The 6,321-nt window shown below is 72.8% G+C and carries 9 protein-coding genes; 6 read left to right on the top strand and 3 right to left on the bottom strand.

Features of this window, described 5'->3' with window-relative positions:
* Nucleotides 1-166: 166 nt before the first annotated feature.
* Nucleotides 167-1,042 carry a LysR substrate-binding domain-containing protein gene (locus NS184_RS04390; protein ID WP_058724920.1) on the bottom strand — a complete coding sequence of 292 codons (876 nt, stop codon included), beginning with the start codon at nt 1,040-1,042 and terminating at the stop codon, nt 167-169.
* Nucleotides 1,043-1,110: 68 nt separating this feature from the next.
* Between NS184_RS04390 and NS184_RS04385 the strand changes: the two genes are divergently transcribed.
* The 3 genes from NS184_RS04385 to NS184_RS04375 all read left to right on the top strand — a co-directional run bounded on the left by NS184_RS04385 (nt 1,111) and on the right by NS184_RS04375 (nt 2,411).
* Nucleotides 1,111-1,635 (top strand): GNAT family N-acetyltransferase, encoded by a 525-nt coding sequence (locus NS184_RS04385; RefSeq protein WP_058724919.1) that lies wholly within the window; start codon nt 1,111-1,113, stop codon nt 1,633-1,635.
* A 75-nt stretch (nt 1,636-1,710) separates the two neighbouring features.
* Nucleotides 1,711-2,166: a GNAT family N-acetyltransferase gene (locus tag NS184_RS04380; protein ID WP_058724918.1), complete on the top strand. Its 456-nt coding sequence runs from the start codon at nt 1,711-1,713 to the stop codon at nt 2,164-2,166.
* Nucleotides 2,167-2,207: 41 nt separating this feature from the next.
* A complete protein-coding gene (locus tag NS184_RS04375; protein ID WP_058724917.1) occupies nt 2,208-2,411 on the top strand; it encodes a hypothetical protein in 204 nt (67 codons plus the stop codon).
* A 151-nt stretch (nt 2,412-2,562) separates the two neighbouring features.
* Here the strand turns inward: NS184_RS04375 and NS184_RS04370 are convergent, their stop codons facing one another.
* Complete coding sequence (locus NS184_RS04370; RefSeq protein WP_058724916.1) at nt 2,563-3,750, bottom strand: MalY/PatB family protein; 1,188 nt, start codon at nt 3,748-3,750, stop codon at nt 2,563-2,565.
* Nucleotides 3,751-3,860: 110 nt separating this feature from the next.
* Between NS184_RS04370 and NS184_RS04365 the strand changes: the two genes are divergently transcribed.
* The 3 genes from NS184_RS04365 to NS184_RS04355 all read left to right on the top strand — a co-directional run bounded on the left by NS184_RS04365 (nt 3,861) and on the right by NS184_RS04355 (nt 5,891).
* Nucleotides 3,861-4,637: an isocitrate lyase/PEP mutase family protein gene (locus NS184_RS04365; protein ID WP_058724915.1), complete on the top strand. Its 777-nt coding sequence runs from the start codon at nt 3,861-3,863 to the stop codon at nt 4,635-4,637.
* Nucleotides 4,638-4,717: 80 nt separating this feature from the next.
* Nucleotides 4,718-5,326 (top strand): HD domain-containing protein, encoded by a 609-nt coding sequence (locus NS184_RS04360; protein ID WP_058724914.1) that lies wholly within the window; start codon nt 4,718-4,720, stop codon nt 5,324-5,326.
* A 262-nt stretch (nt 5,327-5,588) separates the two neighbouring features.
* A complete protein-coding gene (locus NS184_RS04355; RefSeq protein ID WP_058724913.1) occupies nt 5,589-5,891 on the top strand; it encodes a hypothetical protein in 303 nt (100 codons plus the stop codon).
* A gap of 60 nt (nt 5,892-5,951) precedes the next feature.
* Here the strand turns inward: NS184_RS04355 and NS184_RS04350 are convergent, their stop codons facing one another.
* Nucleotides 5,952-6,290: a hypothetical protein gene (locus NS184_RS04350; protein ID WP_058724912.1), complete on the bottom strand. Its 339-nt coding sequence runs from the start codon at nt 6,288-6,290 to the stop codon at nt 5,952-5,954.
* Nucleotides 6,291-6,321: the final 31 nt, after the last annotated feature.

Here is a 6,321-nt window from a genome sequence, read left to right as displayed (position 1 = left end):
CGAACCGCACGTGCGGTTCGTGCTCGTGCAGCTCGGACTCGAGCTCGCCGGGTCCCGGCCCTGGCACCACGACGAGCTCGGACACCACCGAGCGCCGGTGCTCCCGCTGGCCTGACCGGTGCGCGATCGGCACGTACGCCGAACGCACCGAACGCGCCGGACGCTCTCACTCGGTCGCCGCGACGAAGTTCCGCAGGATCTCCCGGTCGTCCGCGGCCCGCGTCGCCCAGGACAGCTCGCTGCGGTGCTCGCTCCCCGCGAGCGGCAGGAGCGAGACGCTCGACGGAGCGGCGAGCGCGGCGCTCTCCGGGACCACGGTGACGCCGAGCCCCGCACCGACCAGGTGGAGCACCGTCGCCCACGTCGTGGCCTCCTGCACGACGGTCGGACGCCGCCCACCGGCGGTCACCGGTGCGAGGTTCCGCTCGGTCGCGAGCGCGCCGGCCTGTGCCGGGAAGAACACGAACGGGTCGTCCACGAGCTCGGGCCCCTCGACCTCCGACCGGCCCGCGTACCGGTGCGTGGTCGGGACGGCCGCGACGAAGCGTTCGCTCCGGAACGGCACGAGCCTGATGCCCGGCTCCGGGTCCGGATCTCGGACCACCGCGAGGTCGAGTTCGCCTCGGAGGATCCGCGCGACGAGGTGGGACGTGTAGCCCTCGGTCAGTTCGACCCGGACGAGCGGGAAGCGCTCCCGGAACGCCTGGACCCGCTCGATCGGACCGAGGGGCAGCGCTGACACGACGAACCCGACGTCGAGGCGTCCGGCCTCCCCGCGCCCCACCCGTACCGCCTCGTCGAGGTCTCGCGCGGCCTGCTCGAGCAACGAGCGTGCGCGGCCCTGCAGCACGCGGCCGGCAGGGGTGAGCGCCACGCTCCGCGAGGTCCGGACGAACAGGTCGACCCCGAGTTCCCGCTCGGTCCGCCGGATCTGCTGGGACAGCGCTGGCTGTGCCATGTGCAGCGCCGCCGCCGCGCGTCCGAAGTGCAGCTCGTCCGCCACCGCGAGGAAGGCACGGAGCTGGCGGAGGTCGACATCCATGCACGCAGCCTATCGATCCACGTGAACGAGTATTGGACGCGACCGGACGGGGTGCTGATCATGGATGCATGCCCGACACCTCCGCTCCCGCCGCGATCACCATCGCCGACCTCGTCACGCCCGCCGACGCCGAAGCGTTCCGCACCCTCAACGAGGCCTGGATCACCCGGTTCTTCACGCTCGAGGACGAGGACCGCCGGTACCTCGGCGACCCGTTCGGGCACATCGTCGAGCCGGGCGGCGCGGTGCTCGTCGCCCGGATCGCATCGGACGGCGCTGCCGGCTCGGACGACACGGAGACAGTGATCGGCTGCGTCGGCCTCGCCCCCACCGCACCCGGGGAGTACGAGCTCGTGAAGATGGCCGTCTCGCCCGACCACCAGGGACACGGCACCGGTCGGCGTCTCATCGCCGCCGCACTGGACCGGGCGCGGGAGCTCGGCGCGCGGCGCGTCGTCCTGGAGAGCAACTCGGGTCTCGCGAGCGCCGTGCACCTGTACGAGGCGTTCGGCTTCCGACACCTCGAACCACACGAGGTCGCGCCGAGTCCGTACGCACGCGCAGACGTGCACATGCGGCTCGACCTCGCCTGATCCCACGGTTCCCCGGGGGACGAACCCGCCGTCCACCTGACGGCGCCTCATCACCGGTCGATAGCGTCGGCGGAGATGCGCATCCACGAACGGGCCGACGCTGACCAGGACGCCCTGGTCGAGGTCCTCTGGCGCGCCCACGTCTTCGGCTACCCCGCCGTCTGGCCGGACGATCCTGCCGGGTGGCTGGCACCGACGGGTCTCCGCGCCGCCTGGGTCGCGATCGCCGACGACCGGGTCGTCGGGCACGTCGCCATCGCGGTGCCCGGCCCGGGGCGCATGCCCGAGGTCACGCGGCTCTTCGTCGACCCGGACCACCGCGGCCAGGGCATCGCGGACGCCTTGCTCGACGCCGCCGAGCAGTCGGTGCCGGGCGGGCACGTGCGACTCGACGTCACCGAGGACGCTGCGAGCGCCTGGCGGCTCTACGAGCGCCGCGGGTGGTGTCTGACGGGCCGCGGTCCCGCGGCGTGGTGCACCGCGACGGGCGAGGTCCCGACGCTCCGCTTCTACGCGAAGCGCATCGGCTGAACGGGCCGTCCCGCGCGACGGTCGTTCGGTACGCTCGCGGCATGGCGACGTACGAGGTCCAGGCCGTCCGTGAGCGCGGCGCGTGGCAGGTGTTCATCGACGGGCTGCTCGTCACCGAGGTCACCCGATGGCCGTCGGTCGGGTTCGTGGCGCGCGAGTTCCTCGCGATGGACCGTGGCGACGACCTGAAGATCCGCGTGGTCGGGCGCAACCAGTACATCGACGACGACCCCGGCGAGGCCTGAGGCCCGGCGGCCGCCCCCGAGACTCGGGCGACCGCGCACGAGACTCGTCGTCGGCGACGAGTCTCGCGCTCCGGAACACGAGACGTGTCGTCCACCGCGAGTCTCGCGCGGACCGCACCGGCCGGCACCGACCCCGCACCGGCCGCGCCCCTCACGCCACGTGCCAGACGAGCCCCTCCTGCGTGCTCGACGGGTACGCCGCTGCGATCCGGAACACCGCCTCGCGCAGGGTCTCCGGCGAGCACGCGAGGTTGAGCCGGGCGAACCCCCGCCCCTGCGACCCGAACCCGAGCCCCGAGTTCAGGGCGACGTAGGCGTGCTCCCGCAGCAGCACCGCCGGGTCGTCCCCGAGCCCGATGCCCCGGAAGTCGAGCCACGCCAGGTAGCCGGCGCGGGGACGGGTGTACACGACGCCGGGAAGGTGCTCGGCGAGCAACGACCCGAGCAGCCGTTCGTTCGCGACGATCCGCGCGACGACGTCGTCGAGCCACCCGGTCGCGAGCGTGAACGCCGCCGTGTTCGCGTGCAGACCGAGGATGCTCGTGCGGCAGGCGACCTCTTCCCAGAGTGTGTCGAGGAGCGCCGCGGTCCGTTCGTCCCCGGCGACGATGACCGAGCACTTGACGCCCGCGAGGTTCCACCCCTTGCTCGCGCTCGTCACGCACACGCTCCTGGCGCCGAGCGGCTCGGCGATCATCGCGAACGGGGTGAACCGCACGCCGGGGTGGGTCAGCGGCGCGTGGATCTCGTCGCTGATGACGAGCACGTCGTACCGCGCCGCCAGCTCGGCGAGCGCCACGAGGTCAGCCCGGTCGTGCACGAGGCCGACCGGGTTGTGCGGGTTGCAGAGCAGGAAGACGCCGACGCCGTCGGCGAAGGCCCGTTCGAGACCGGCGAGGTCGAGCCGGTAGTCGCCCCACTGCTCGAGGAGCGGCACCTCCTCCACCTGACATCGGGCCTCCTCCACCAGCTCGAAGAACGGCGGGTAGACCGGCGGTGTGATCGCGACCCTGCCACCGTCCGGCAGCGCCAGCCGCAGCGACTCGACGATGCCGACGCTCACGTCGGTCGCGAGGTACACCCGCCCGGGGTCGACGTCCCACCCCCAGCGGTCGCGGGCGAACCCGGCGAAGGCCGGCGCGAGCGGCCCCGGCCCGTCGAGGTAGCCGAGGTCGGACTGCTGGACCCGCTCGATGAGCGCCTGCCGGATCTCCGGCGCGACCTCGTGGTCCATCTCGGCGACGAAGAGCGGCAGCACGTCGGGTGCGTACCGCGTCCACTTGATGCTCGTCCGGACCCCGCGGAGGTCCCCGACCGGGTCCTGCTCGTCGTGCGCCATGCGTCCCAGGATGCACCGGCCTGGAGGCACGGCGCGACTCCCGACGTCATCCTGCGTCGCGTAGGCGCGCACCTGGGCCTCCGCTCCTGTCGCCGCCTACTGTCGGCGACATGAGCACGAGCACCGCCGACAAGGCGTCCACCCTCAAGCAGCTGCACGAAGCCCCCGAGATCCTCCGCGTCGTGAACGTGTGGGACGCGATCAGCGCCAAGGTCGTGAGCGACCTCCCCGAGACCCGGGCGATCGCGACCGCCGGCCACTCGATCGCCGCGAGCCACGGCTACGAGGACGGTGGCATGCCCCTCGACGTCGCCCTCGCCGGGGCCGCTACGGTCGCCGCAGCGACGGACCTCCCCGTGACGGCGGACCTCGACGACGGCTACGAGGACCCGGCCGAGACGATCCGTCGGGCGATCGGCGTCGGGGTCGTCGGCGCGAACGTCGAGGACCGCCTGCGCCCCTTCGACGAGGCCGTCGCCCGAGTCGCCGCGATCACCAAGGCCGTGGAGGCGGAGGGCATCGCCTTCCAGCTCAACGCGCGCACCGACGCCATCGCCCGTGGCGGTGACCGCCCGCTCGACGAGAGCATCGAGGACGCCATCGCCCGCGGCAAGGCCTTCCTCGACGTCGGCGCCCCGCTCGTGTTCGTCCCGGGAGCGATCCAGCGCGACGTCGTCGAGCGCCTCGTGGACGGGCTCGGCCGCGGCAAGCTCTCGGTGATCGGCCTCCCAGGGGCACTGCCCGCCGCGGAGTACGAGGCGCTCGGCGTCGCCCGCATCTCCTACGGACCGCTCACGCAGCGCGTCGCGCTGCGCGCGCTCCGCGACCTGGCGACCGACCTGTACAGCGGCGGTGTCGTGCCGGAGGACACCCCGGCCCTGAACTGAACCCGCCGACGGACGGGAGGCGCGGTGCGGGCCCGCACCGCTCCTCCAGTCCGCATCGCCGTCTGCGCTACGGTCGTGCCGTGACCACCGACGTCGACGCCCTGCTCACCCCGCCGACCGCCGTCGCCGCACGCGCGCTCGACGTCCTGCACGCGTGGTCGACGCCTGCCCTCGCCAACCACTGCCTCCGGTCCTGGGCGTGGGCCTCCGTCATCGCCGACGCCTCCGGCCTCGAACCGGACCGGGAGCTGCTCTTCGTGTCGGCGATGCTGCACGACCTCGGCGTCACGCCCACCTTCGACGCGCACGCGATCCCGTTCGAGGACGCGGGCGGCGCGGTCGGCTCGGTCTTCGCGCTCGGCGCGGGGTGGGACGCCGCTCGGGCTCGACGCGTCGGTGAGGTCATCGAGCGGCACATGTGGACCTCGGTCGACCCGGGCGTCGACGTCGAGGGACACCTGCTCGAGGTCGCGACCTCGCTCGACGTCTCCGGCGTGGGCTTCGACCTCGTGCCCGACGCCGTGCTCCGCGCGGTGACCGGCGCGGTCCCCCGCCTCGACTTCTCCGAGGTCTTCGACGGACTCGTCCACGAACAGGCACAGCGGAAGCCGGCGACCCCGGCTGGACGGCTCGACCGCTCCGGCAACGTCCGCGCCGGCGGCGAGCGATGGGACGCGTTCCTGGCCTGAGCCTGGACTTCCCGCCGGGTGACACGTATAGTGTCTGGTTGGTGCACTGCAGCGAACCCATCTGACTCGCGCACACCGACCGTCTCGACACCGATCCAACCGGGATCGCATTCCTCCGAGACCACCCTCGTCCAGCCGGACGAGTCGCACGTCGACACACGACGTGCGCGCCAGCGGGCGACCGCGGACGACCCGGACCACGATGTCCGAGGCGTCCAGCGGACACCGCGACGGCGCCGAACGACTGAGAAAGACCAGCACCATGAACACGAACACCACCGTCGGCAACGACCGACTCACCATCATCGGGACCGCACTGGCGGCGCCCACCACCACCCCTGACCACATCGCCGAGTTCCCCGTCCGGGACGTCTGGACCGGCCGGGAGTACCTCGTCCGGATCGACGCCGACGACCTCGGCGTCTTCGTCAGCGCGGGCGCCCGCATCGAGGTGCGCGGCGAGGCCGGCTGGACGATCCCCGGCCGCTCCTGGCGCGGCGAGGCCAGCCGGACCCTCCTGCAGGCGCAGGACGTCGCGGCCGGTGAGCTCCTGCTCGCCGCCTGATCTCCCACTCCTCGAAGCGCGTCGCCGGTCCGCCGGCGGCGCGCTTCGTCGTGTGCGGCCTCAGCGGCCGGAAAGCCCGTCCGCGCCGACGAACCGAGGGCGGCCGTCCGCGTCGAGGGGGCGTGCAACGCCAGCCCGACCTGCGGCGTCACGCAGGCGACGGATGAAGTCCGGGTCTTCCGGCTCGAGCACGTCGTCCGGAGCCGGGGTCACGACGAACTCGGAGGCCGGTCCGATGAGGAGTGTCGTCCGGATCCGAGCACCGTCGAACCCCACCGACGGCACCGCGACCGAGTCCGTCCGAGCGTTCGCGCCGAGCACTGCCGCGTAGTCCATCACCGCATCCGCGATGAGGTCACCCGTCATGATGTCGACGCCTTCGTAGCTGATGTACTTCACGCTGTCCCCCTCCGCTGCCCGTGACGGTACG

It is taken from the genome of Curtobacterium luteum, assembly GCF_001475545.1.
In the GTDB taxonomy this organism is placed as follows: domain Bacteria; phylum Actinomycetota; class Actinomycetes; order Actinomycetales; family Microbacteriaceae; genus Curtobacterium; species Curtobacterium luteum_A.
The sequence above is the reverse complement of the archived record's forward strand: the minus strand, read 5'-3'. Positions and strand labels throughout refer to the sequence as shown.